The organism is Ponticaulis profundi (genome assembly GCF_042659465.1).
In the GTDB taxonomy this organism is placed as follows: Bacteria; Pseudomonadota; Alphaproteobacteria; order Caulobacterales; family Hyphomonadaceae; genus Ponticaulis; species Ponticaulis profundi.
Map to the genome: position 1 here is coordinate 36042 of NZ_JBHSSW010000005.1, position 23547 is coordinate 59588.

Below are 23547 nucleotides of genomic sequence, written 5' to 3' on the forward strand. Positions count from 1 at the left end.
GATTACCCCCGGCGTACCGCAGCGCACCATGCGCTGTATTGGCCGGGGCATTACCCAGTTCTTTTTTGACCCTCAAATGAAGGTTTTACGAACACTTGGATTTCCAAATCCCTCAAAGATCTGAATTCATCCGAATACTGATTTATAAGAAACGACCCGTCATCTAAGCTTCGCACAGGCGTCATATTTTCTTCATCTAAACTCGCGCGAAAACACGATAGTTCGATATATCTATTGAATTAGGAGTGGACATGTCGCGGGATTCCACTGCGTTGAAACCCGTCCCGCGAGTTCGCCCTTTTACCGATCTGTCACGAATCTCACTTGTTTCGTTATGACTCATTTTTTCCGCCAGACGATTATTTTCCGTGCAGATTTGAGGCCGCTTCTCTGAGGATCCCTCCATCCGAAACATCCCGGTACGTCCGAGTCGCTACGCCCTGACAATCTGGCGTCCAGGTTCAGGCTTGCTCGCACGAACGCGAAAGGTAATGGTCGACCAACAAGAAAATTGGGAGGAAACACACATGACGGACCACGTATCCGGGAAAACAATTCTGATTACAGGCGCGGGTGGAGGCTTTGGCCATCTGGTCAGCCTAAAGGCAGCATCAGCAGGCGCCAAAATCGTCGCCACCGACATCAATGAAGCGGGCCTGAAGGAAACCGTCGACATGATTGAAGCCGAAGGAGGAACTGCCTTCGGCATGACGGGAGATGTGTCGAAGCTCGAAGACCTGAAAGCGCTTTGTGCAAAAGCTGTGGAGCTGCATGGACGCGTGGACGTCATGATCAACAATGCCGGTGTCATGCCGCTTGCTTTTTACAGCGACCATGAGGCCGCAAAAGATGCCTGGTATCGATGCATCGACATCAACATCAAAGGTGTCCTGAACGGCATGATTTCGGTCTATGACCAGATGATGGCTCAGGGGGCAGGCCACATCATCAATATCTCGTCCATCTATGGTAATTTCCCGACGGCGGGCGCCGGCGTGTATGGCGCCAGCAAAGCTGCCGTAAACTTTCTCTCTGAATCGCTACGCGTTGAGAGCCAGGGCAGGATCAAAGTCACGATCGTGAAGCCAACGGGCGTTCCGGCGACCAATCTCGGAGCCGGCGTCATCAATCCGGAAGCCATTGTCGGCATTCTCGGGCAAAATGCACCGACATATCTGGCAACCATGGCTGCGCTCGCCGAAGGCAAGGGCACGCCTGAGCAGATGGATGTTGAGCGTCCTGAATATGCAGCCCTTGATCCGGGCTATATCGCCGATGCGGTGATCCACGCGATCAATCAGCCGGCTGGTGTTTCCGTTGGCGACATCACCATGCGTGCCACGGGCGATGCATATATTCTCTAGCTGAGGCGTTAACCGAGATCCTTGAGTACGCTTTCCGTATCACGCTCCTGACGCTGACGGATACGGCGAAGTCGCTTCCAGAAACGACGGCGCTCTGGCACGGGAAGTGGCTCAAGGTTATCGATGAATGCTTCTGCGCAAGCGCGCCATGAATACCCTTCGGCATATTTGCGGCAGGTTTCGCGATCCATTTCCAGACAGCCAAGCGCAGCTTCGCGCAAATCGTCTCCGACAACGCCGGCGCCGGAACCGGGAATCAAATCCTTCGGACCCGGCGCATTATAACCTGCAACAGGCGTGCCTGCTGCCATGGCCTCAAGGATTACCAGCCCGAATGTGTCGGTCAGGCTTGGAAAGACGAATGTGTCGGCATGCGCAAAGCAGGCGGCAAGCTCTTCACCAAATTTCGGACCGAGGAATTTGACCTTCGGATATTTGCGCTCAAGCTCCTCACGCTGCGGCCCATCACCGACCACCACTTTCGTGCCAGGCAGATCAAGTTCGGTGAAAGCCTCGATATTCTTTTCAACAGCAACGCGGCCGACATTCAGGAAAATTGGGCGCGCCATCCCCTCAAATGGATCCGGCATGGACGTGCGCTTGCTCGGATGGAACAGATCCACATCCACACCGCGTGACCAGGACACCACATTGTTGAAGCCGCGCGCTTCGAGCTCTTCGCGCATGCTGGGCGTCGCAACCATGATATGGCCCGAATAGCGGTGGAACCATTGCATGAAATTATAGCCCCAGCTCAGCGGCACGGGGAAACGCGCAGACACATATTCCGGAAAGCGCGTGTGATAGCTGGTCGTAAAAGGAAACTTGTTTTTCAGGCACATGGCACGGCCTGCCATGCCGAGCGTGCCTTCCGTAGCGATGTGAACGGCAGCGGGCTCGAAGGCATTGAAGCGATCCTCAATGCTTTTGCGCGCACCGAGCGCCAGTTTGATTTCGCTATAGGTCGGCAATGGAACTGTTTTGAAGCCATCTGCGGGCGAGACGACTTCGAACTCGTGCCCCATGGCTTCGCTTTCCTGAATGACACGGGTCAGGGTTCGAACAACACCATTCACCTGAGGTTCCCAGGCATCTGTGATGAGCATGATCTTCAAGGCGGCAACTCCGAAGCCGTTACTAGATACTGCCTGACCTAACGTGCAGCGCCCTCACCTGTTTCAAAACATGAAGGCAAAAGCAAGACAGTCAATATGTCGTGCTTTCACCAACTTGCCAAAACTCCGCGATTTCGGGCGCATCAGGTTCGGGGTCCGAAACAGAAGTCTGCAGCTTCCCACCGACAGTTTTCGAACCATGAGCGACCTGACGCGTAATTGTCCCTGACTGCCCAAAGAGAGTTACCTGCTTCCCCTTGAAGCATGGTAGCACGGGGGCAAGATTAGAGATTAATAGAAGTTATTGACCGAGGAGTCGCCCATATGTCCCAATCATCCATTGATTGGAATTCTATCGACGAGTTCAAACATTATCGTGAAGAAGAAATTGTCTCCGCACTGCTGGAGACACCACCTGTAAGTGAATCACAGCGCAAGGAAGCTGTCCGCATCGGACAGGATATGGTGCGCACCGCCCGCAGCAATGCTCGTCGAAAAGGCATGATGGAATCCTTCCTGGAGGAGTTCGGGCTCTCAAATCAGGAAGGGCTGGCGCTCATGTGTCTGGCAGAAGCCCTGCTTCGTATTCCGGATGCTGAAACGCGCGACGACCTGATCGCAGAGAAAATCCGCTCAGGCGACTGGATGTCCCATCTGGGGCAATCGGAAAGCTGGCTCGTCAATGCATCCGCATGGGGCCTGATGCTGACAGGTCGTGTTCTCGGTCCTCCCGCTAACGCTATCCGCAGTCCAGGCAAGTTCGTCCAGAGCCTCGTGCGCGAAAGCGGCGAACCCGTCATTCGCAGCGCGATGATGCAGGCCATGCGCATTATGGGCGAACAATTCGTCCTCGGACGCAATGTGAAGGAAGCGACGAAACGCGGTCAGAAGATGATCCGCGAAGACGAGGCTGCACACTTCTCATTCGACATGCTCGGCGAAGGCGCCCGCACGCAAAAAGACGCCGATCGTTATATGCAAGCCTATAAAGGCGCGATCGAGGAAGTCGCGAAAACAAGCGGCGACCATGGCCCGGAACTCGAGAACGGCGTTTCGGTTAAGCTGTCTGCCCTCCACCCGCGCTATGAAGGCGTCAAGCATTCCCGCGTCATGGAAGAGCTCTACCCAAAGGTGCTGGAGCTGTGCCGGATGGCGGCTGACGCGAAGATCACACTTTGCCTCGATGCCGAAGAAGCAGACCGTCTGGTCCTGCAGATGCAGGTCTTCGACCACCTTGCCCATGAGCCAAGCCTTGATGGCTGGAATGGTCTTGGTCTCGCAGTTCAGGCTTATCAGAAGCGCGCGCCTCACGTGATTGCCAATCTCAAGGAGCTCTCTGCTCAAACTGGCCAGCGCTTCATGGTGCGTCTGGTGAAAGGCGCGTACTGGGACACTGAGATCAAGCATTCCCATGTTGAAGGCATGGACGATTTCCCGGTCTTCACCACGAAGGACGCGACAGATCTCAACTATCTCTATTGTGCACGTAAGCTTCTTGAGGCGGCACCTGCGGTTTACCCTCAGTTCGCGACGCACAACGCACACACGCTCGCGACGGTGAGACTTCTTGCCGAAGAGATCGGTGTCGAAAACTATGAATTCCAGCGTCTGCACGGCATGGGCGAAGCGCTCTACCGCGCGGCTGGAGAAAATAACCGCGTTCGCGTCTACGCACCGGTTGGCGCACACGCAGACCTCCTGCCATACCTCGTCCGCCGCCTGCTCGAGAATGGTGCCAACTCATCATTCGTGAACACCTTCCTGGACGATGATGTGCCGGTGGAGGATGTGGTATATGACGGTCTTTCCAAGCTGGAAGCTGGCCTGCGCCGTCACCCGCGCATTCCGCGTCCGCCTGCGCTCTATGGCAGCGACCGTCGCAATTCCAAAGGTCTGGACCTTTCCATTGAGAGCCACCGCGATCGCATTGCGCGCGCCGTACGTGCGCTGGATGATGGCCCGGTCCTGTCTGCCGGACCGATCATTTCCGGCAAGTCCAATACCGGCGGAAAGAACAAGGTGCTTTGCCCGCACGATCATTCCCATGTCGTTGGCACGGTGAAATGGGCCGACGAGAAAGACGTCGACAAAGCCTTCGCTGCCGCCAAAAAGGCACAACCCGGTTGGGATGAAATGGGCGCTGTCAAACGCGCGGATATCCTGCGCGCAATGGGCCAGGCCCTGGAGGACAATACCGAGCGCCTGATGGCCATTATGGCACGTGAAGCTGGCAAAAACCTCGTCGATGGGATCGCAGAAGTGCGAGAAGCCGTCGATTTCTGCCGCTACTATGCTCATGAGGCGGAAACGCACTTCAATGCTCCGCAAAAGCTGCCGGGACCGGCTGGTGAAACCAACCATCTCAGCCTGCACGGGCGTGGCGTGTTTGCCTGTATCTCGCCGTGGAATTTCCCACTCGCGATCTTCACCGGTCAGCTGACGGCAGCGCTGGCAGCGGGTAACACCGTTGTTGCCAAGCCAGCCGAGCAAACCTCCCTCACAGCATTCGAGGCGGTCCGCCTGTTCCAGAAGGCCGGTCTTCCGAAAGATGTCCTTCATCTGTTGCCAGGTGATGGCGAGACCATCGGCGCGCCACTGACCCAGCACCCGGATCTGGCGGGTGTGTGCTTCACCGGCTCCACAGATGTTGCACGGCTGATCCACCAGACACTCGCCAAGCGCGAAGGTGCCATCCTGCCGCTTATCGCAGAGACTGGCGGCCTGAATGCAATGTTTGTCGACACGACGGCCCTGCGCGAACAGGCAATCGACGACATCATCGTTTCAGCCTTTGGTTCAGCAGGTCAGCGTTGTTCCGCACTGCGCGTCGCATTCCTGCCGGACGATACGGCCGACATGCTGATCGAAGGCCTGTCGGGTGCGATTGACGAGCTCGCGTTTGGCGATCCATCTCTTCCTAGCACAGATATCGGTCCGGTCATCGACGCAGATGCCAAGAAGCTGCTCGACGAGCATCTGGCCAATTTGCCGAAAGGGGCGAAAATCCTCAAACGCGCGAAAATGGAAGGGCTGCCGGAAAGTCAGACTTTCTTCGCACCGACGATCATCGAGCTGAAAAACCTCGATCAGCTGGAGCGTGAAACCTTTGGCCCGATCCTGCACATTGTGCGCTATGATCCAGACAAGCTGGACAAGCTCGCGCCTGCTCTGAACGCCAAAGGTTACGGCCTGACACTTGGCGTCCACTCACGTCTGGAGAGCTTTGCCAAGGAAGTGATTGAGCACGTCAAAGTGGGTAATACCTATGTGAACCGCTCAATGACGGGCGCTGTTGTGGGCGTTCAGCCGTTCGGCGGCGAAGGCCTGTCCGGTACAGGACCGAAAGCAGGTGGTCCGCACTATCTGTTGCGGTTTGCAGCTGAACGGACCGTCACGGTCAACATCGCAGCGCAGGGCGGCGACCCTGAACTTCTGAACCTGCAATAAAATCTCAGGGCAGCGCGCTTTTCGCGTTCTGCCCTGAAATTCTCAAAGCTAGGGCGCAAAGTGTTTCGACAGTTTGAGCCCCTGGCCCTGATAGTTTGAGCCCTGCCCGCCATATGGCGCGCGGGGCTCTTCTGACATGGCCTCATAAACAAGCCGGCCAACAGGCTGACCATGCTCCAGGATGAACGGCACATCACGACCGCGCACTTCCAGAACCGCGCGGCCAGTCCCACCTGCGCATCCAAATCCCGGATCAAAAAAACCAGCATAATGGGCTCGAAATTCACCAAGGTCCGGCGCAATCGGTGCCATTTCCGCTGCCCGGTCCGTCGGAATGGTGACGAACTCCTTTGAGGCCAGAATATAGAATTCATCCGGATCAAGGATTAGCCGCTTGTTCTGAGCATAGACCGGCTCCCAATAGGCTTCGGTCGAATGCCCTGCCACGCGTGAAATATCCAGAACATGGGCATGCCGGCGTGCCCGATATCCGATCAGACCATCCTGTAGCGGTTCCAGATGAACGGAGAAATCGAGCGTTTCTGTTGGCTCATGCGAGCCGGAGCGAAAGCGCATCTGAAGGAGACGGTCACCCGGTCGCACGAGAACTGAAAAGGTACGTGGGCTGACTTCGGCATAGATCGGGCCGTCATAGCCTTCGGGAATTTTGTCGAAAGCGGAGACACCATCGGCGATCAGTCGCACAAACACATCAATGCGTCCGGTCGAGCTTTTCGGATTGGCCGTCGCCGTCAGCCCGTCGAACAGCTTCACATATTCCTGCAAGGGCACGAGATACACACACCCCGTTTCCAGAACGGCGCCCTGAGACAGGTCGATTGTGTGCATGACGACATCTTCGGTGAGACATTCGTCGACCGTTCTGCCATTCGGCAGGAAGCTGGCGCGAAGGCGATAGGCTTTTGCACCGAGACGCAAATCCACGCTCGCAGGCTGAATCTGAAGTGGTTCCAGACCGTTCTCTGCCGAGATCATGCCCTGATTGATTGCCTGCTCGATCTGGTGATCGGCCAATATGCCTTTTGGAAACTTCACTGTCGCATCCGACTCGTTTGTTTTAAGAGTAATATACCTTCACCTTGACGAGGGCATAGGCAAGTCTCTATGCCCGCTGCCTGATGTTTGAAAGGCGAAACACATGAGTTCCGGCAATTCAACCGACCCAAAATCCCGTTACCGCCAGGCAACCCGTCTGGTACATGGCGGGACGGAGCGTACGCAATGGGGTGAGACCAGCGAAGCGCTGATCCTCACATCCGGTTACATTTATGACAGCGCGGAACAGGCGATGGCCCGAATGGCCGGTGAAGAGCCTGGCTATGTGTATGGACGCTATAACAATCCAACCGTCTCCATGCTGGAAGAACGCCTGCGCATTCTAGAAGGCGCCGAAGCCTGCCGTGCGACGGCATCCGGCATGGGTGCGATCTCTTCCATGCTGATGGCGCCGCTGGAAAAAGGTGACCGGGTTGTTGCAGCCAGCGCCCTGTTCGGTTCCTGCCGGTGGATCATTGGCAATCAGTTGCCAAAGCTCGGCATTGAGACGGAATTCGTGGATGGCATGGATATGGAAGGCTGGGAGAAAGCCCTGTCCAAGCCTGCCAAGCTGGTCCTCGTCGAAAGCCCGGCCAACCCGATGACAGACGCGGTCGACATTGCTGCGGTTGCAGACCTCGCCCACAAGGCTGGCGCACAAATGATTGTCGACAATGTTTTCGCAACGCCGCTTTTCCAGAGCCCGTTCGAACTGGGTGCTGACTGGGTCGTCTATTCTGCAACCAAGCATATGGACGGCCAGGGGCGCGTGCTCGCTGGCGCGATCCTCGGTCCAAAGCAGATGATGGAAGACGTGATTGACCCATATCTTCGTCATATGGGGCCAAGCATTTCTCCGTTTAACGCCTGGGTCGTGCTGAAAGGTCTTGAGACGCTGGAACTGCGCGTCACGCGCCAGGCAGAGACCGCAGCCCTGCTCGCAGACCGGATCGCAGACCACAAGGCGGTCCGCGCCATCCGCTATCCGGGCCGCAAGGACCACCCGCATTATGAGGTTCATGCGAAACAGATGACATCTGGCGGCACGCTGATCGCCCTGTCACTTGAAGGTGGTCAGGAAGCGGCTTTCCGATTCCTGAACGGCCTCAACCTGTTTGGCATTTCGAACAATCTGGGCGATGCGAAGTCGCTTGCCTGCCATCCGGCAACAACCACCCACCGGGCGCTGTCTGACGAGGAACGCGCACAAATGGGGCTTGACGGGTCGTGGATCCGCATGTCGATTGGGCTTGAAGATCCAGAGGACCTGACAGAAGATTTGTTGGGGGCGCTTGATCTCGCTGCAGGGGGCTGACGCATGTCAGAAGCTTTCATTGGGGACATTTTCCCATACGAGAACGAGACATATGGTGTGACCATCCGCGTGCTTCCGGAATATCTGGAAGAACGTTCGGAGCCTGACGTGCGCCAGTATTTCTGGCGCTACACGATTGAGATCGAAAACGGCGCGGATCAGACGCTTCAGCTTTGCAGCCGTCATTGGGTCATCACCGATGCAAGAGGTCGCCGACAGGAAGTTCGCGGTGACGGGGTTGTCGGCGAACAGCCCTTCATCGCTCCCGGTGAACGCTACACCTATGCCAGTGGATGCCCGTTGAACGAACCCTCCGGCATGATGACAGGCAGCTATCTGATGCGACGCGATGACGGAGAGGAATTCAATGTGCTGGTTCCTGCCTTTTCGCTCGATAGCCCGCACGACCGAACGGTTCTGAACTAAGGCCGATCACCAGGACAATGCGCTTTCAGCCCGTCCTCCTCGCCCTCGGCTTTCTGCTGATGATCACAGGCGGCGCGATGATTCCGTGTGCGCTGGTCGATATTGCCATGGGCGAACAATCCTGGGGGGTCTTCGGCCTGACAGCGTTTGCCGTGATCGGTGTTGGCGGTATTATTGCGATTGCGGCTGGCAAACCAAGCTCAGAACGATCGGGCACGCGCGAAGCCTTCTTTCTGACCGTGATGGTCTGGGTGACCCTGCCACTCGCAGCCTCGCTGCCCTTCATGGCTTTGGGGTTCAGTTTTACCGACGCCTATTTCGAGTCGGTCTCGGGCCTGACAACCACAGGCGCCACCATCATGACCGGTCTCGACACGGAGCAGAAGGGGCTTTTGCTGTGGCGCTCCATTCTGCAATGGTTTGGCGGCGTGGGTATCATCGTGTCCGCCATTGCCATTCTGCCCATGCTGCGGGTCGGTGGCATGCACCTCTTCAAAACCGAATCCTCTGACGTTTCAGGAAAATTCCTGCCCCGCGTGACGGAAATCGCCTCCCAGATCACCATGCTGTATGTTGGCCTGACCATTGTCTGCGCAATGGCATACGCGTTGGCAGGAATGGGCGCGTTTGATGCGATCAATCACGCCATGACAACCATGGCGGCAGGCGGTTATTCCACCAGCGACATGTCCATGGGCAAGTTTGCGGACACGCGGGTGATTGAAGTCTCGATTTTCTTCATGATCCTTGCCGCGCTCCCCTTCGGCACCATGGTCCTGATTATGCTGCACGGTCATGTCTCTTCCATCTGGAGAGACCCTCAGCCCCGCACATTTCTGATCGTTGTTTTCGCAGCCACGGCGCTGCTCGTGCTTTATCTCTATGTTGGCCCGCAGGCGACCTTTATGCGCGCAGACCCGCATATTGCCCGCGATACACTGTTCAGCGTGATCTCTGTGATTACCGGCGCAGGCTATGCTGTGGCCGATTTCGGACAATGGGGCAGCTTTGCGGAAATCATTTTCTTCCTTCTGATGTTCATTGGCGGATGCGCAGGATCTGCCGCATGCGGCATGAACATCTTTCGGGTCGAAGTGGTTGTGCGCACGATGATTTCTTTTTCCCGGCGCATGTTGAGCCCGAACCGGATCACCATCGTCCACTATGCCGGAAAGCCCGTCCAGGACGACGTGCTTCACTCCGTCATGATCTTCATTTTTCTCTATCTGTTTATCTTCTCAGTCTCATCCGTTCTGTTGTCGCTCGCGGGTCTCGACTCGATCACCGCCTTCTCTTCAGCCGCGACCGCGATCTCGAATGTGGGCCCGGGCCTCGGGCCACAGGTTGGCCCCTCCGGGACGTTTCAGGGACTGCCGGATTTCGCCAAATGGGTGATGTCCGTGAACATGATCTTTGGTCGTCTTGAAATCCTGACCGTATTCGTTGTCCTGACCCCGCGCTTCTGGCGCTGGTAGAAATGCTTGGATACGGGTCATCTGCCTGATACCCTCTCGCAAAAAATAAATGAGGGAGGAACAACATGGCAGAGTATGACATCGTCATACGCGGCGGCCTGGTATTTGACGGTACAGGCGCGCCCGGGCGCGAGGCAGACATCGCCATAAAGGGCGGCACCATTGCCGAGATCGGCGAAATCCACGGAAAAGGCAAAGATGAAATTGATGCAAGCGGGAAGATCGTAACCCCCGGCTTCGTCGACATTCACACCCATTATGACGGTCAGGCCTGTTGGGCCGACCGACTGGATCCATCTTCGCTTCATGGCGTCACAACAGCGGTTATGGGCAATTGCGGCGTGGGTTTTGCGCCCGTACGCGAAAGCGATCATGATCGGCTCATCAGGCTGATGGAAGGCGTTGAGGACATTCCGTTTCCAGTGCTTTCAGAAGGCCTGCCCTGGTGCTGGGAAAGCTTTGGCGAGTATCTCGACTTTCTGGAAACACGGGCTTTCGACATCGATATTGCCGCTCAGCTGCCGCACGCGGCATTGCGCGTGTATGTGATGGGCGAGCGCGGCGCCAACCGCGAAACAGCGACACCGGATGACATCGCCGAAATGGCGCGCCTCGCCGGAGAAGCCGTCAAAGCTGGCGCTCTCGGCTTTTCCACCTCGCGAACGCTGAACCACCGGACATCTGACGGTCAACCAACGCCGACACTCACCGCCGCCGAGGAAGAGCTGACCGGCATCGCCATGGCGCTCAAGGAAGCCGATGCCGGTGTCCTGCAATTCGTATCGGACTTCAATGATCCGAAAAAGGAAGCCGAAATGCTGCGACGGCTGGTCGAGGTTTCAGGGCGTCCGCTGTCTGTCTCACTCGCCCAGTCTGATGTGGCTCCGGAAGGGTGGCGCACGCTGCTCGGCGCAATCGAGCAGGCCCGGAAAGAGGGCCTGCCCATGCTCGCTCAGGTTTGCGGACGACCCGTCGGCGTTCTGCTCGGCCTCAGCCTGACCATGAACCCATTTTCCGCTCACCCAGTCTATCAGGAGATTGCTGACAAGACCTTCGAAGAGCGTCTTGCCATCATGCGTGAACCTGAATTTCGCGCGCGGCTTTTGGCGGACAAGCCTGATCCGGATAATGTGTTTGCCAAAGCCGTCCTTAGTCGTTTTGGCCGGATGTTCCTGCTCGGCGATCCGCCAAATTACGAGCCAACAGATGATCTTGTCCTCGCCAATATGGCAGAGAAGAATGGCGTCTCACCAGAAGAGCTTGCGCTGGACCTGCTGACCGCTGGCGATGGACGGAACATGATCTATTTCCCGTTCCTCAACTACGCTCAGAACTCTCTGGAGCCGAGCTTTGAAATGCTGCAGAGCCCGGCAACCATTCCCGGCCTGTCCGATGGCGGCGCTCATGTGGGTATGATCTGTGATGGCTCCTTCCCGACCAGCATGCTCACGCACTGGACGCGCGATCGTTCTCGCGGGGATACGCTGCCGCTTGAATTCATCATCAAGCGTCAGACACAGGATACGGCCAGAGCGGTTGGCCTTCTGGATCGGGGGATACTGGCTCCCGGCTACCGCGCAGACGTGAATGTCATCGACTATGATGGCCTGACCCTGCACGCACCGGAAGTCATTTATGATCTGCCCGCCGGAGGGCGACGCCTCACTCAGACGGCAACAGGTTATGACACCACGCTGGTCAATGGACGGGTCATCCGGCGCGCAGGTACTTTCACCGAGGAACGACCCGGACGTCTCGTCCGCGGCGCAAAGGCAGCGCCAGCGCCACAGAAAATGGCGGCGGAATAGCGATCAGACGGGTCGGCAAGCGGCGATGTAACGCAAGTTTAAGCCGCTTGCCTCTTCACCCTCACTCCGTTTTGCGTCATGGCTGACGTCAGACACTGGCTCGCAAAATAACAGGCATGACTGATGACCAAGCTTTCGCTTTCCAAATTCGACTTCTCCATTGGTGACGGTGAACCGCTCTGCGTGATGGCCGGACTGAATGTTCTGGAAAGCGAAGAGCTTGCCATGACCGTCGGGCACCATCTGAAAGCGGTTTGTGAAAAGCTGGGCCTGCCTTACGCATTCAAAGCGAGTTTTGACAAAGCCAACCGCTCCTCGATTAGCTCTTATCGTGGTCCCGGCATGGAAGAGGGCCTGAAAATTCTCGCCAAGGTCAAAGCTGAACTCGGTGTCCCGATTGTCACGGACTATCACGAGATCGAACAAGCCGTTCCAGTCGCGGCCATTGCGGACATTGTGCAGGTCCCGGCGTTCCTCTGCCGCCAGACGGATCTCGTTGTCGCTGGTGCACAGGCCGTCGAGGAAGCTGGCGGATGGCTGCACGTCAAGAAGGCTCAGTTCCTGGCACCCTGGGACGTCAAAAACATCATTACTAAGGTCGGCGAAGTCACAAAGAACAACCCTACCATTCTGTGTGAACGCGGCGCCAGCTTCGGCTATAACAATCTGGTGGTCGATATGCTCGGCATTCCGGCCATGAAGGCGCTTGGCGTGCCGGTCACCATCGATGCAACCCATGCGGTGCAATTGCCGGGCGCAGACCCGCGAACAGCTGGTGGCTCGACAGGCGGTCGCCGCGAAGGCGTACCGATCATCGCCAAGTCAGCCGTCGCGGCCGGCGCTGACGGGGTGTTCCTGGAATTCCATACAGATCCGGACAAGGCATTGTGCGACGGCCCAAGCTGCCTGCCACTGGACGCAGCCGAAGGTCTCCTGACGGATCTGAAAGCCATCCACGAAATCGTGAACCGTTAGGTCAGCGCCAGCTCGACTTCCTTGTTCCAGCCCACGCTCAGATAATCATCTGCTTCGATGATCGGGCGTTTGATCAATGTCGGGTTCTCAATCAAAAGTCCTGCAAGGCCTTCGCCCTCGGCGGAGGCCTTTTCTGCGTCGCTCAGACCGCGCCAGGTCGTTGATCGTGCATTCAGCACCTTTTTCGGGTCAAGATTCTCAAGCCAGTAAGGCACTTTTGACGCCAGGTCTGCGTCCTGACGGATATCGACAAAACGGACCTGCTTTCCCGCAGCATCAAGGCTCTTCAACGCCTTCTTGCACGTATCGCAATTCTTCAGACCATATAACGTGTACATGCTCACCCCCATCTTCCGAGCCGCAGATGGTATGCTTTTAAGACAGAGTCGAACGCGCAATCAATCAGACACTTGTCCGCACCCGAAAAGCGGGCCGGACTGGTCAAACATCCGTTTTCGTGACCAGATACAGACTAACGAGTACGAATTCTTTGTCGGAAAGCCTTTATACTGCAAGGCGTGGCGTGAATTACGCTAGGTAAGCGTCAAAATCTTGGTGCTGCCGAAATATTGCACCTTTCCGATATCAGCCGCGTATTGTTAAGGTGAAAGAAAAAAAGCCGCAGCGGAGGAAACGAGCATGGGATTGCTTGACGCAATAAAGCGCGAATGGACGTTCTTTAACGGGATCAGAGGCACATACAAACAGATCGGAGATGTTGCCGCAGGCGGCACCCGACTTGTCCCGGATGACTTCGAAGCCTCAGTGGACGCGCACAAGGCGAATGTGGCGATCCGCTTTGAGGGACGCATTTTCACCTATGCCGAACTTGATGCGCGGGCAAACCAGTATGCCAATTGGGCGCTGGAGCAGGGCTATAAGCCAGGCGATGCGGTCGCGTTGTTCATGGACAACAAACCAGACTTCATTGCCTTCTGGTATGGCCTTTCCAAAGTTGGCGTCGTGACGGCCCTCATCAATAACAATCTGCAGGGACAGGGCCTCGCGCACTGTGTGAATATCGCCGATGCTAAGGCGCTCGTCATTGGTCCCGAACAGGCTGAACTTCTGGAAACTGCCAAAGAGTATCTCGGTGACGAGCTCTCTGTCTGGTCAGTTGGCGGCAAGGTTGAAGGCGCTGAAAGTTTTGATGCGCTGTTTGAGACTCTGCCGACCACACGCCCGGATCGCGCACACCGCGCAGGCCTGCGCACCGATGATCTCTGCCTGTATGTGTACACGTCAGGCACGACAGGTCTTCCCAAAGCCGCACGCCTGACGCATGCCCGTACGCTCGCCATGCTGAACAGTTTCATTGTGGCCTGCCAGATTTCACCGCGCGACCGCATCTATATGACCTTGCCACTTTATCACGGCACAGGTGGCATTTGCGGCGTTGGTCAGGCACTTCTGACGGGGGCGACACTGATCCTGCGCCGGAAGTTTTCAGCATCCGCCTTCTGGGAGGAAGCCGTTGCAGAGGGCGCAACCGCATTCGTCTATATCGGAGAACTTTGCCGCTATCTGATGAACTCCCCGCCTCACCCACTGGAGCGCGAACACAAAATCCGGACCGGGTTTGGTAATGGTCTGCGTCCTGAAGTCTGGGGACGCTTTGTCGAGCGGTTCAACATTCCGCACCTTGTCGAGTTTTATGGGTCGACAGAAGGCAATGTGTCCTTCCTGAATTTTGATGGAAAAATCGGCGCGGTCGGTCGCATTCCGAAATACATGGAAAGCAAGATCCGCACGAAAATCGTCAAATTCGATGTTCCGGAAGAAAAACCGATCCGCAATGCCGAAGGCTTCTGCATCGAAGCGGACGTCAATGAAGCGGGCGAAGCAATCGGTGAGATCAGCCCGGAATCGCGGTTTGACGGATACAATGACCCGGCTCAGACCGAGAAGAAAATCCTGCGCGATGTCTTCGAGAAGGGCGATATGTGGTTTCGCACCGGCGACCTTCTGAAGAAGGATGAGCATGGCTATATCTACTTCATTGACCGTATTGGCGACACCTTCCGCTGGAAGGCTGAAAACGTCTCGACGAATGAAGTAGCCGAGGCGCTCTCCAGCTATGAAGATATCGACCTGCCAAACGTCTATGGCGTGGAAATGCCAGACAGTGACGGACGTGCCGGCATGGCCGCTGTCGCGCTCAAAACAGACGCGCTCGACGGGAAGGCACTCGCTGAGCATGTCGACAAGGAATTGCCGAGCTATGCACGGCCTATTTTCATCCGGCTGCAGCCAATTGCCGAAACGACCGGCACGTTTAAATATCGCAAGGTCGAGCTGGTCAAAGAAGGCTTTGATATCACCAAGTTCAGCGATCCGGTCTTCGTTCGCCTGCCGGGTTCAGACGCCTATGAACCGCTGACTCCGGAGATTCTGGAGAAAATCAAAAGCGGCGACATCAGCTTCTGACGCACAACAAAAAAGGCCAGCGTAAAGCTGGCCTTTTCTTTGGTATGTCGATCCGCTTACTCAATCAGGCCGAGCGAAATCGCCATGACCTGAAAGGCTTCATTCTGCTCCATCACACCTGAAACAAGTTCAGAGCCGGGCCCGGTCGCGAAGAAGGCAACATCCTCACCACCATGGGTTTCGGACCCCATCGGGATCAGCGCCTGTTGCTGGTAATCATCCGCTTCAGTGTCCACGTCTGTGATATCCGGACGGTTACAAACGATCTCGCCTGCCTCAGACGTGCTGCACACTGCGCCAGGACCATTCATATAGCCGAGCGTCGTATATGGCAGGCCGTCGCCGCCTTTTGCGAAGCTGCCAATGCCATAGGCAGACTTCCCGAGGATCGGATTACCGCGCGCAGCATATCCGGCCATGGTGAAGACGTGGCTGTGGTCAGCCGTAACGATGATCAGCGTTTCTTCCGGGTCTGTCAGAGACAGAGCCATCTTAACGGCTTCATCGAGCGCATAAACATCTTCCAGCGCGCGCTTGGCATTGCCGGCATGGTGGCCATGGTCGATGCGGCCCGCTTCGATCATCAGAACAAAACCATCATCATTCATGGACACACGGTCGATGGCCGCACGCGTCAGTTCCGCCAGCGTTGGCTCACCTGCAGAGTCCTTTGTACGGTCCAGATTGAATTGCATGTGTGACGGCTCAAACAAACCCAGTACGCGCGTATTCGATTTGAAATCAATCGCGTCGAAACCCGCCTGATCATAGACGAAAACATGATCGTCGGACTTGGCCGTCCACTCGTCGATCAGATTGGCACCATCAGCGCGGCGTCCGGTCTGATCGGCATATTCCGGATCGACGGCATCTGACGGCAGAAAGTGACGTCGACCACCACCGAGAACGACTTCGAAGCCATCGCCCGCAGGCCAGTCGATCAGCTGCCGTGCGATGTCAGCGCAACCCGCTGCGGCCTGATCGCCCATGGAGGCGTCGTCTTCCCAGTCGCGATTGGCAGACTTGGTATAGGTCGAACCCGGCGTTGCGTGCGTAATACGGGCCGTTGAGACAACCCCCGTCGCCAGGCCCTGCGCTTCAGCCAGTTCAAAGATTGTCTGAACGGCATTGCCTTCGCTCGACGCGCAATTGGAATAGCGTGCATCCTTGGTCAGACCGAGCGTACGCGAATTCACCTTGACCCCTGACACAAGCGCCGTTGCGGTCGAGGCGCTGTCAGAGATCTGAGCATCGTTGGAATAGGTTTTCGAGAGCGCCACATTCGGCATCTGCTCAAAAGCAAGCTGATAGCTCTCACCATCAAGCCCCTGTTTCTGCCCTGCATAGATGCGGCCAGCTGTGATGGTCGAAATGCCCATGCCGTCGCCAACGAACAGAATGACATTCTTGGCTTTCTGAGGCGCTTTTTCGGCTTCGCGCGCTTTCACGCGGGCATAGGCTGTCTCGTAGTAGGAATCGCCGGCCTGAACGGGCTGAACCGCAACACGATTGTTGGTTTCGGCTGGGACCGTTTCAGCGGTTTGCACCGGTGTCGATTGCGTCGCACAGCCCACAACGGCCAGTCCTGCCAGCAGCGTCGTCATCAAAAGAGCAGGCTTCATGAGCGTTTCCCTTCTCAGTGTCTGAAATCCTGCCCGGTTTGGCATTGTTTCATGACAGTTTCTTGCTTTCTTCTGCCTCAGCCTCAATCGGCTTTGACTTTTTCTTTGGCAACCGGACCTGTGACACGGCAAGGCCAAAGACGATCAGCCCGGCTCCGAACAATTGCACAGCGTTCAGTCGCTCACCAAACAGAGGCCAGCTGATAATGGCAGCCGTTACAGGTTGCGCCAGCACCATCAGTCCGGAAATCGACGCCGGAGCCCGGCCGACGCCATAAATAATGCAGCCCTGCCCGGCAATCTGCACAAATACCGCCAGCAGAACCGGCACCGTAAGCGACTCAAGACTTGGCGGAATCAATGGATCGCCAAAAGAGACACTCATCATCCCCGCCACAACAGATTCGGCGATGGTTGCCCATAACAAGACATCCAGAGCTGGCATGCCGCGTCGTCGTGCAAGGGTCGCGAACAGCATGTAAAATGAGACAAACAGCGCGGCGAGGAGTGCGAGCGCATCACCTGTCACACTGCCCCCACCTGCAGAGACCGCCCCGCCCATGGAAAGGAAATAAGCACCAGCGAGCGCCAATAGCACCGCGACGCCCCAGAAGAGTGACGGACGATCCTTCAGGAAAATCCAGGCCAGAAAGCCCACACCCACATTCCCCAAATTGAGAATGAAGGTCGCGTTCGCAACAGACGTTATGGTCAGCGCCAGATGCCAGGTGCCAATATCGAGCGCAAAGAACGCACCAGCAGCCAGGGCAAACAGGCTCGGCTTGGCGGGCTTTTTCTGACGAACGCCGTAATAGACAAGCAGAATGGGCACGGCGAGCGTGAAACGCCAGAATGCTGTTGTCTGTGATGTAAGCCCCATATCGACTGCGTATCGCAGGCCAATCGGCGCGAGCCCTACAAGCATGCCGCCAATCAGCAGAATGCCTGTTCCTATCAATTGCGCCCGCATATCCTCGACAGGTTTTGCGGCCGTACTCATACCTTGATCCAATCGCGTAACATATCTGCAGGGCTTATCCCCTCAGACCTGAAAGCGCGAATGGTTTTTGACCGATCTGACTTGGAAAACTTCTTTCCATCCGCCCCCAACACCAACCGATGATGGCAATAGGTCGGCTGTTGCCAGCCTAGCAGGTATTGAAGCAGCACATGGATATGGGTCGCGTGGTAAAGATCAACACCGCGAACGACAGTTGAGATGTTCTGCAAGGCATCATCATGTGTGCAGGCGAGATGGTAGCTCGTCGGCGTATCCTTGCGCGCCAGCACGACATCTCCCAACCATTCCGGCCGCGCCTTCACCTCCCCTTGCGAGAGACCTTCGGCATTTCCGGTTTCCCGAAAAGAAAGCGCTTGCCAAGCGGTTCCGAGAAGATCCCGGCAGCGAGACAGGGAAAGCCGCCAGGCAAATGGCTGCCCCGCCTGAAGGCGCGCCTGCGTTTCGTCCTCCGTCATAACGCGCTCCGGGCCCGGATAAGGTCGCTCACCGACTGGGCTTTCCGCAATGCCCCGCTTTTCGAGTTCGGCTTTCAACTCCTTTCGGGTGAGGAAACAGCGATAGACCACGCCAATCTGTTCCAGACGCGCGAGCGCGCTTTCATATGCGATGAAGTGTTCCGACTGCACACGCACCGGGCGCGGCCAGTCAAACCCCAGCCAGGCCAGGTCTTCATAAATCGCATCGGTGTATTCAGGGCGACATCGCGTCTGATCGATATCTTCGATCCGCAGGAGGCATGTCCCATCAGCCCGTCTGGCCGCCTCAAAAGCCTGATAAGCCGCATAGGCATGTCCAAGATGGAGATACCCTGTCGGACTGGGCGCAAAGCGTGTCAGGAAACTGGAAGACATCTCTTCCTTTTCAGACAAGCACGACGTGCCGTCCAGTCGTTTTGATTGACGATGGCCAGCCGAGGAGACAATCCTCTCGCCATGCTGATTGATCTCGACACCAGACGCCACGCCTGCGACGTGCTTGCCGCAGCGGACAAGGCGCTGGCACGCGCCTATGATCATATCGGCATACCGGAATGGCGAAGCGCAGACCCTCACTTTGAGAGCATCGCCCGCACAGTGACATACCAGCTGGTGTCAACCAGGGCGGCCAGCGCGATCTGGGCGCGCGTGCTCGCGTGGAGCGGTGGAAAGCTGGAACCCAATGCTGTTATCGAGGCCGAAGAAAGTGACCTTCGCGGCCGTGGGCTGTCCGGTCCCAAGGTCAGGCATTTGAAATCCATCGCCACCGCGATTGAAAACCGCTCTTTGCCATTGGACCGCCTGAGCGACCTTTCGGATGCAGACGCACGTAAGATGCTGCTTGCGGTCAAAGGCATTGGCCCCTGGACCGCCGACATTTATCTCATGTCCGCACTCGGACGGTTGGATGCCTTTCCGCAAGCCGATGTCGGACTGATGGAAGCGTATCGAATGCTTTCAGATGCCGAGGAAAGAGATAAACCCAAGGCGTTTCTGGCTCGCGCAGAGACATGGCGACCATTTCGCGCTGTAGCAGCCCATCTTCTGTGGGGTTACATCAATGCAGTTCGTGAAAAGTCGTACTGAAAACTGCCCAATTAACAAACAACTGTAAAAAACTTGCCTGTTTTGAGGATTAGTCACAATCCTGTTGCAAGGAATCAGCTAAGTATTGATTTGGAAATCGAGGGGATTCGCTTCGTTCCCTCGATATAGGCAGTATGAGGGTGACCATGGCTGCGATTTCCACGGCGCCACCAAATGGGTGGCCAGCGTTAGTACTGAATGCGGACTATCGTCCGTTGTCCTACTATCCTCTCTCCGTCTGGCCCTGGCAGGACGTAGTCAAAGCGGTATTTCTTGAACGCGTGGATGTAGTGGCCGAATACGATCATGTCGTCCGCTCACCATCCTTCGAGATGAAGCTGCCAAGCGTGATTTGTCTGCGCGAATTCATCCGTCAGGATCGCTCGCCAGCCTTCACCCGCTTCAACGTATTCCTGCGAGACGGGTTTTCCTGTGTCTATTGTGGATCGGAAGATGACCTGACATTTGATCACGTCATTCCGCGGTCACGCGGTGGCATTACGAGCTGGCAAAACATCGTCACGGCCTGCAGCCCCTGCAATTTGAAAAAAGGCGGACGGATGCCGGACGCGATCGATATGCAGCCCCGCCACAGGCCAGACCAGCCGTCCAACCATCAGCTGCAGCAAATGGGCCGGAAGTTTCCGCCACATCACCTGCACGACACATGGATGGATTATCTCTATTGGGATGTCGAACTGGAAGCCTGATCCACTGCTGGCAAATCGTCCAAGCTTGCGCCATGATGCGGGAAACGCAGAAGGGCTGAATGATGGACAGAGTTGAAGCGCTTCGGGTTTTTCTGAGTGTTGCTGAACATGGCAGCTTCACCGAGGCGTCTCGACGTCTTGGTGTTTCACCCGGCCAGGTCTCAAAACAGATCGCAGCGCTCGAAGCCCAACTCAAAAAGCGGCTGTTTGAACGCAGCACACGCGCCGTACGCCTGACAGACGAAGGCGAAGGACTGATCTCCACCGCGCAACAGATTGTCGATCAGATGGATAGTCTGACGGCTGGCAATGCGGTCGATGAAACGGATGCTTCGGGCCTGGTGCGCATCACCGCGCCTGTCATCTATGGCGCACGACGACTTGCGCCCTTGCTGTCCCGTTTTCTGAGTGAGCATCCGAATATCTCGATCCGACTGTCGCTCAGCGACCGTAAAGTCGATCTGGTTGAGGATGGATATGACCTTGCCGTGCGGATTGGCACGCCAAATGACAGCGGCCTGATTGGGCGACGTCTGGCCACTGAAAGGCTTCGGCTGATGGCGTCTGACAGCTATATCCAGAAGCACGGCACGCCCACATCGCCGCAGGAATTGCAGCTGCATGAATGCGTCATTGACCTCAATGTTGCCCAGCCACGTCGGTGGCGGTTCACCAAAGACGGCGAAACGGTCGATGTCCGCGTGAATGGGCGCTTTGAAAGCGATAGCGCAGAGGCTGTTGGCGCAGCCGCTGAAGCCGGGCTGGGCATCGCTCAGACACCGCAATGGTGCATCGAAACAGGCAATGCGCCCTCTGGTATGCAGTATGTGCTAAACGACTGGGAAGCCCCGCAACCGGAAGTCTGGCTTCTCTGGCCGCCAGGGCCTTATCTCCCTCACCGTGTCAGACGGGTGGTGGATGCGCTGGCTGACTATCTTAAAAGCGGTTGATCTGCGCGATCACATCCACGGATTAAACTTGTAGACCGTGCGCCGGAAGCTCCATTCATCGACCGGTTCGTCTTCTGGCTCTTCAAGGACCTCTGCATCTGACGAGATGTCCTTGTCAGGCGTTACAAAATGGCCACCGCCCCGCGCTTCATCTGGCAGGGACGATTTCTGCTTCACTTTACGAGGCTTGCGCGTCTGACCGGTAACGTAAGGCGTACCGGACTTCCAGGCGATTTCATCGGCCAGATCATCCGGCATGTCTTCCACACCGATATCCAGATACTCGGCTTCATCATTGTCGAGTTCACCGGCGGTTGCTTCGGATACTGCCGCTTGTTTGAAACTCTCCGGCAGAGACGTGGTTTCGACCTCATCCACCGCATGGTCAGGGGTCAGCAAATGTTTCGGCGTTGCCGTCATGGCGTCGATCAAGCGAGGTGGACCGCCCCACGCAGGAGCGTCGTAAGCGACCGGATCGAGATAAACCGGTTTCGGCACATCGACTTTGGGCGCCTTTTCGTCGGCGCTTTGCGCAGGTGCACCGAAATGGCCAATATCACCAAAAGTGGGTGCCGCTTCTGATATGTCTTCCTCAGAACTGGCTGCGGCGTCTTCGCCGGAAGGTTTTGCCTTTTCAGGCACATCCCAGCCGGTCCCGAAATCTTCTTCGGTGGTCTTGTCAGCAGATGTGTCAGTTTCTTCCGGAGGCGCCGTTCCCACAACACCTGACTGCGCATTCACCTTTTCCGCCAGCGCCGCCACCCGGTTCGTCATTTCAGATTGTCCAGGGAAGAGTTCTCTCTGGCGCTCATCATATCTGAAATAGTCACGCTCACCTTCAGCGTCGTCAGCACCGGAATCGAGCGACGAAACGATTTTGTTGATGATGTCCTCAGAACCGGTGATCTGTCGGCGCGCGATTGACACCAGATCATCGACTTTCAAGGCATATGTCTCGCCAAGGCCGGTCCGAACATTCTTGAGCATGGATTCCGTCACGGTTTCCAGAATGCGTCCACCCGCATCGGAAAGCACAAGATGGGTTGGCGTCTGACCGATTGTGACGCGATAGCCTTCGGTGTCGTAGATGCAGGTATCCGCATCACCTTCTGCCCAGGTGATCTTTGCCGCTTCCGTCATTTCATAAAGTTTATCGATCAACTTACGCGTCGACGGGTGCAACATGGCTCAAACTCACTCCAACACTCGAGAGTGTTGAGTAAACACCCTCGCCACTCCCTCTGTGAAGGCTCGCCCTCCACGATTTTTGTTCATTTCTGAAGAAATAAATCTGGCTTTTTTCTGACAACCCTACGCAGTGCCCACAGTTTCCTGCACTTGAAGGCGCAAATACGGCTTATTGTGCGTCTATCACGCGCTTCACATCGTCCAGAAATGCTTGAACCGGTGCTTCGCTGCCATAGCCGAGATCCGACTGAAATCCGCGAACAATGCCCTCCGGATCGACGAGCAGAAAGGTTGGCACCCAGGAAAGCTGAAATGCTGATTTGGCACTCGCATCCGGATCGAGCGCATAGATATAGTCAAAGCCCTGCGCTTCGAAATACGCCCCCACAGAACCATACTTGCCATAGGCCTCATCGGCGCGCTGCGCACTTGGCGGGGCATGAATTGTCAGCAGGGAAAGGTCTGGATCTTCCTCAATGGCATCAGCCAGTTTCTGAACATTCGGGCCATCAACGATACAGTCCGGGCACCACAGACCCCAGAACTCAACGACAGTCCATTGGCCAAGCAACGCCTCGCGGGTCACGACATCACCCGATGGCAAGGTCACTTCAAATTCGGGGACGGGCTGGCCCAGCAGTTTGTAATGGAAGGGACGGCCCGTATCATCGCGCGGTACGTCTCCTTTTTCAGCGACCTCAATATCTGCATTTTCGGTGATGAAGCCATTCGCCTTCTCTCCCGAGCACGAAGACATAATCAAGCAAGCCGCCAGAACTGGCGCGAAACGCAATAGTGACATCAAAGACCCCGACAAATTCAGAGGGAGAGGTATATGAAACCGGGGCCGTGACAAGTCCAGCTCCCGCTTCTGACAGAGAACGCTCGCGAAAAGGACAGGAAAGCGTCGTTCTCGCTGCTTTAGATGGCAGAAAAGCTTGACCACCTCCCGTCTGATGGCTACGGCCCTCGGTCTTGAAAAGCGATTGGATACGTACGCCGCCAAAGCCGCTGGCCAGAAACACTGGCGAAAGCGCTCAGGGGTCGGTCCCGTCCACTCGTTTGATCTGGAAAACTGTGCTAACG

At 56.4% G+C, this 23547-nt stretch carries 18 protein-coding genes and 1 pseudogene; 11 read left to right on the forward strand and 8 right to left on the reverse strand.

Features of this window, described 5'->3' with window-relative positions; genetic code table 11:
• The first annotated feature begins 527 nt into the window (after nucleotides 1-527).
• Nucleotides 528-1364, forward strand: coding sequence for an SDR family oxidoreductase (locus ACFQDM_RS05290; RefSeq protein WP_377376441.1), 837 nt, complete (start codon nucleotides 528-530; stop codon nucleotides 1362-1364).
• Between the two features lie 8 nt (nucleotides 1365-1372).
• On the opposite strand, the gene ACFQDM_RS05295 is transcribed toward ACFQDM_RS05290, so the two are convergent.
• On the reverse strand, nucleotides 1373-2479 hold the full coding sequence (locus ACFQDM_RS05295) for a glycosyltransferase family 4 protein (protein ID WP_377376443.1): 1107 nt from the start codon (nucleotides 2477-2479) through the stop codon (nucleotides 1373-1375).
• Between the two features lie 324 nt (nucleotides 2480-2803).
• Here ACFQDM_RS05295 and putA point away from each other — a divergent pair, with 324 nt between their 5' ends.
• The gene (gene putA, locus ACFQDM_RS05300) at nucleotides 2804-5926 is read left to right on the forward strand and encodes a bifunctional proline dehydrogenase/L-glutamate gamma-semialdehyde dehydrogenase PutA (RefSeq protein WP_377376446.1); all 3123 of its coding nucleotides are present in this window, start codon (nucleotides 2804-2806) and stop codon (nucleotides 5924-5926) included.
• A 48-nt stretch (nucleotides 5927-5974) separates the two neighbouring features.
• Here putA and ACFQDM_RS05305 read toward each other — a convergent pair whose 3' ends face one another.
• The gene (locus ACFQDM_RS05305; protein ID WP_377376449.1) at nucleotides 5975-6982 is read right to left on the reverse strand and encodes a 2'-deoxycytidine 5'-triphosphate deaminase; all 1008 of its coding nucleotides are present in this window, start codon (nucleotides 6980-6982) and stop codon (nucleotides 5975-5977) included.
• Nucleotides 6983-7085: 103 nt separating this feature from the next.
• On the opposite strand from ACFQDM_RS05305, the gene metZ reads away from it, so the two are divergent.
• From metZ to kdsA, 5 genes are all read left to right on the forward strand, one after another.
• Nucleotides 7086-8297, forward strand: a complete 1212-nt coding sequence (metZ, locus tag ACFQDM_RS05310) for an O-succinylhomoserine sulfhydrylase (RefSeq protein ID WP_377376451.1) — start codon at nucleotides 7086-7088, stop codon at nucleotides 8295-8297.
• A gap of 3 nt (nucleotides 8298-8300) precedes the next feature.
• Nucleotides 8301-8723 (forward strand): Co2+/Mg2+ efflux protein ApaG, encoded by a 423-nt coding sequence (apaG, locus tag ACFQDM_RS05315; RefSeq protein ID WP_377376455.1) that lies wholly within the window; start codon nucleotides 8301-8303, stop codon nucleotides 8721-8723.
• 17 nt (nucleotides 8724-8740) lie between these two features.
• Nucleotides 8741-10198, forward strand: coding sequence for a TrkH family potassium uptake protein (locus ACFQDM_RS05320; RefSeq protein ID WP_377376458.1), 1458 nt, complete (start codon nucleotides 8741-8743; stop codon nucleotides 10196-10198).
• Between the two features lie 65 nt (nucleotides 10199-10263).
• Nucleotides 10264-12006, forward strand: coding sequence for an N-acyl-D-amino-acid deacylase family protein (locus tag ACFQDM_RS05325; RefSeq protein WP_377376460.1), 1743 nt, complete (start codon nucleotides 10264-10266; stop codon nucleotides 12004-12006).
• A 123-nt stretch (nucleotides 12007-12129) separates the two neighbouring features.
• Nucleotides 12130-12981 carry a 3-deoxy-8-phosphooctulonate synthase gene (kdsA, locus tag ACFQDM_RS05330; RefSeq protein ID WP_377376463.1) on the forward strand — a complete coding sequence of 284 codons (852 nt, stop codon included), beginning with the start codon at nucleotides 12130-12132 and terminating at the stop codon, nucleotides 12979-12981.
• Here the strand turns inward: kdsA and ACFQDM_RS05335 are convergent.
• Nucleotides 12978-13319, reverse strand: a complete 342-nt coding sequence (locus tag ACFQDM_RS05335; protein WP_377376465.1) for an ArsC/Spx/MgsR family protein — start codon at nucleotides 13317-13319, stop codon at nucleotides 12978-12980. The two genes, kdsA and ACFQDM_RS05335, sit on opposite strands and share 4 nt — an antisense overlap.
• Before the next feature lie 295 nt (nucleotides 13320-13614).
• On the opposite strand from ACFQDM_RS05335, the pseudogene ACFQDM_RS05340 reads away from it, so the two are divergent.
• Nucleotides 13615-15408 (forward strand): annotated as a pseudogene (locus ACFQDM_RS05340) (long-chain-acyl-CoA synthetase); the annotation flags it as partial.
• A 56-nt stretch (nucleotides 15409-15464) separates the two neighbouring features.
• Here ACFQDM_RS05340 and ACFQDM_RS05345 read toward each other — a convergent pair.
• From ACFQDM_RS05345 to gluQRS, 3 genes are read right to left on the reverse strand one after another with little or no spacing between them, the layout of a single operon-like run.
• On the reverse strand, nucleotides 15465-17030 hold the full coding sequence (locus ACFQDM_RS05345; RefSeq protein ID WP_377376468.1) for an alkaline phosphatase: 1566 nt from the start codon (nucleotides 17028-17030) through the stop codon (nucleotides 15465-15467).
• 49 nt (nucleotides 17031-17079) lie between these two features.
• On the reverse strand, nucleotides 17080-18030 hold the full coding sequence (locus ACFQDM_RS05350; protein ID WP_377376469.1) for a DMT family transporter: 951 nt from the start codon (nucleotides 18028-18030) through the stop codon (nucleotides 17080-17082).
• Complete coding sequence (gene gluQRS / locus ACFQDM_RS05355) at nucleotides 18027-18902, reverse strand: tRNA glutamyl-Q(34) synthetase GluQRS (protein ID WP_377376471.1); 876 nt, start codon at nucleotides 18900-18902, stop codon at nucleotides 18027-18029. The genes ACFQDM_RS05350 and gluQRS overlap by 4 nt, the downstream gene beginning before the upstream one ends.
• Before the next feature lie 51 nt (nucleotides 18903-18953).
• On the opposite strand from gluQRS, the gene ACFQDM_RS05360 reads away from it, so the two are divergent.
• From ACFQDM_RS05360 to ACFQDM_RS05370, 3 genes are all read left to right on the forward strand, one after another.
• The gene (locus ACFQDM_RS05360) at nucleotides 18954-19613 is read left to right on the forward strand and encodes a DNA-3-methyladenine glycosylase family protein (protein WP_377376474.1); all 660 of its coding nucleotides are present in this window, start codon (nucleotides 18954-18956) and stop codon (nucleotides 19611-19613) included.
• Nucleotides 19614-19759: 146 nt separating this feature from the next.
• A complete protein-coding gene (locus ACFQDM_RS05365) occupies nucleotides 19760-20323 on the forward strand; it encodes an HNH endonuclease (protein ID WP_377376476.1) in 564 nt (187 codons plus the stop codon).
• A gap of 59 nt (nucleotides 20324-20382) precedes the next feature.
• Nucleotides 20383-21273 carry a LysR family transcriptional regulator gene (locus tag ACFQDM_RS05370; protein ID WP_377376479.1) on the forward strand — a complete coding sequence of 297 codons (891 nt, stop codon included), beginning with the start codon at nucleotides 20383-20385 and terminating at the stop codon, nucleotides 21271-21273.
• Nucleotides 21274-21282: 9 nt separating this feature from the next.
• Here the strand turns inward: ACFQDM_RS05370 and ACFQDM_RS05375 are convergent, their stop codons facing one another.
• Both ACFQDM_RS05375 and ACFQDM_RS05380 read right to left on the reverse strand, forming a co-directional pair.
• On the reverse strand, nucleotides 21283-22458 hold the full coding sequence (locus tag ACFQDM_RS05375; RefSeq protein WP_377376480.1) for a hypothetical protein: 1176 nt from the start codon (nucleotides 22456-22458) through the stop codon (nucleotides 21283-21285).
• A 172-nt stretch (nucleotides 22459-22630) separates the two neighbouring features.
• Nucleotides 22631-23218 (reverse strand): TlpA family protein disulfide reductase, encoded by a 588-nt coding sequence (locus ACFQDM_RS05380; RefSeq protein ID WP_377376482.1) that lies wholly within the window; start codon nucleotides 23216-23218, stop codon nucleotides 22631-22633.
• Nucleotides 23219-23547: the final 329 nt, after the last annotated feature.

Bases quoted from the DNA above. Each gene is read 5' to 3' on its own strand.
- ACFQDM_RS05290 (WP_377376441.1), top strand. From the start codon at position 528: ATGACGGACCACGTATCCGGGAAAACAATTCTGATTACAGGCGCGGGT.
- putA (WP_377376446.1), top strand. From the start codon at position 2,804: ATGTCCCAATCATCCATTGATTGGAATTCTATCGACGAGTTCAAACAT.
- metZ (WP_377376451.1), top strand. From the start codon at position 7,086: ATGAGTTCCGGCAATTCAACCGACCCAAAATCCCGTTACCGCCAGGCA.
- apaG (WP_377376455.1), top strand. From the start codon at position 8,301: ATGTCAGAAGCTTTCATTGGGGACATTTTCCCATACGAGAACGAGACA.
- ACFQDM_RS05320 (WP_377376458.1), top strand. From the start codon at position 8,741: ATGCGCTTTCAGCCCGTCCTCCTCGCCCTCGGCTTTCTGCTGATGATC.
- ACFQDM_RS05325 (WP_377376460.1), top strand. From the start codon at position 10,264: ATGGCAGAGTATGACATCGTCATACGCGGCGGCCTGGTATTTGACGGT.
- kdsA (WP_377376463.1), top strand. From the start codon at position 12,130: ATGACCAAGCTTTCGCTTTCCAAATTCGACTTCTCCATTGGTGACGGT.
- ACFQDM_RS05335 (WP_377376465.1), bottom strand. From the start codon at position 13,319: ATGTACACGTTATATGGTCTGAAGAATTGCGATACGTGCAAGAAGGCG.
- ACFQDM_RS05345 (WP_377376468.1), bottom strand. From the start codon at position 17,030: ATGAAGCCTGCTCTTTTGATGACGACGCTGCTGGCAGGACTGGCCGTT.
- ACFQDM_RS05350 (WP_377376469.1), bottom strand. From the start codon at position 18,030: ATGAGTACGGCCGCAAAACCTGTCGAGGATATGCGGGCGCAATTGATA.
- gluQRS (WP_377376471.1), bottom strand. From the start codon at position 18,902: ATGTCTTCCAGTTTCCTGACACGCTTTGCGCCCAGTCCGACAGGGTAT.
- ACFQDM_RS05360 (WP_377376474.1), top strand. From the start codon at position 18,954: ATGGCCAGCCGAGGAGACAATCCTCTCGCCATGCTGATTGATCTCGAC.
- ACFQDM_RS05365 (WP_377376476.1), top strand. From the start codon at position 19,760: ATGGCTGCGATTTCCACGGCGCCACCAAATGGGTGGCCAGCGTTAGTA.
- ACFQDM_RS05370 (WP_377376479.1), top strand. From the start codon at position 20,383: ATGATGGACAGAGTTGAAGCGCTTCGGGTTTTTCTGAGTGTTGCTGAA.
- ACFQDM_RS05375 (WP_377376480.1), bottom strand. From the start codon at position 22,458: ATGTTGCACCCGTCGACGCGTAAGTTGATCGATAAACTTTATGAAATG.
- ACFQDM_RS05380 (WP_377376482.1), bottom strand. From the start codon at position 23,218: ATGTCTTCGTGCTCGGGAGAGAAGGCGAATGGCTTCATCACCGAAAAT.